1 pseudogene is annotated in these 1,451 nt (G+C 57.2%); it reads right to left on the reverse strand.

Annotated elements, in window-relative coordinates:
• Positions 1–293: 293 nt before the first annotated feature.
• Positions 294–1,451, reverse strand: a pseudogene (locus Q1K23_RS07865) (hypothetical protein); the annotation flags it as partial.

The raw sequence follows: 1,451 nt of genomic DNA on the forward strand, positions 1-1,451 counted from the left end.
AAATCGCCATGGAGGGAAATGGTGAGGAAAAAATGTGATGAGGAGGCAAAATGAGGTTTTTTCGACCGCTACAGCCGAACCGTACGCGGCAAAATCACGATCGAAGACCCCCCCAGTCGGGCCCGCGGTAAGAAGTGCCGATAGGGAGCAGATACTGCCGAAGATCCCGCTCCGGGGCGAACGCGGGCTGTTTCGCGAGCACGGAAACCGATAATCTTCCCATTCTCCGTGACGAATGGTTCGACAAAATGAGCATGCCAAAAAATAGAACGGTGCCGAAAAAAAACAATTTTTTATCTATCCGCCGAAACGGCGAAGCAGGCTCGCTCGAGAAAGATGATCGCTTCCCTGAACGGGAAAGCTTCCTGGCACCGCAGATACTCCGCGATATCTTTATCTTCCTCTGAGCCGGAATTTTCGAGCAGATGGATGAAGTAGGCTTTTTCATCTTCGTGCTCCGCCGGTTCCGGGATCACGAAATCGTTTCGGTTCAGGTGATGGCGGCGGTGGAAGTTTAGCAGCAGCCAGAAGGCCAGTGCCGGTTCGCTGTAGCGGTTCAGGACCTCTTTCGAAAAATCTTCGAAGTCCTCGTATCCGCTCGTTGTGAAGAGGTCGGCGATCAGGTCGATCATGGCGTTTAGATGGCGCATGGGCACCGAATAGAGTATGAGCCTTCCCGCTCTTTTCCCGTGCGTGTACTCAGCCCCGAGGTAGAGGCGCACGCCGCGCTCCACCTCTTCGGCGAAGAGTTTGGTGCGGATGCCCACCAGGCCGATGTCGCTGAAGGCGTGGCGGGCACACCCCTTGAGGCAGCCGCTGAAACCGACGGTGATCTCCAGCCTCTTGCACTTTTCCAGCGCCAGCGTCTCACTCTCTTTTTTGGTGTCCATCAGGGAGTAGACGCAGTATTTCGAACCGGCGCAGGCGAGGATGCCTCCGTAGCGTTCCGTGCTTTGTGTGAACGCCACCTTCTCCGGCAGGTCCGGAATGTAGAGATTCTGGTCACAGCCGATGCGAAGTTCGCCGATATCGTACTCTTTGCAAAGAGCGAGGATCTCCGTAAGCTGTCTAAAAGAGAGTTCTCCGAAAGCGGTCGTGTACCGGTGGGCGAAACGGCCGTTTTTCAGAGGGATTTCCGATGCGGGCGGAGCCTTTTCGATCCGCAGTTCGCCGGCTGTCGGAAGCGCTGTGCCGACACGTTCGGCGATCTTCGACCGAAACGTATCGGTACCGAGCGTTTCGAGCATATGGAAAAGCCGGGCTCTCGAACGGCTCGCCCGGGGACCCTCCCGGCGGTAGATCTCCGCCACCGTATGGAACAGGAGGGGAACGTCCGCCGGTTCGGCGAAGATGTCGAGCGGACGCGCCGTCTCCGAGTTTTTCCCGCCGGCATAGAGGTTGAACCCGAACCGTCCCTCCCGTTCCGCCAGGGCGAAATAGAGATCGTTGCC

It is taken from the genome of Hydrogenimonas sp. (assembly GCF_029933015.1).
Taxonomy (GTDB): Bacteria; Campylobacterota; Campylobacteria; order Campylobacterales; family Hydrogenimonadaceae; genus Hydrogenimonas.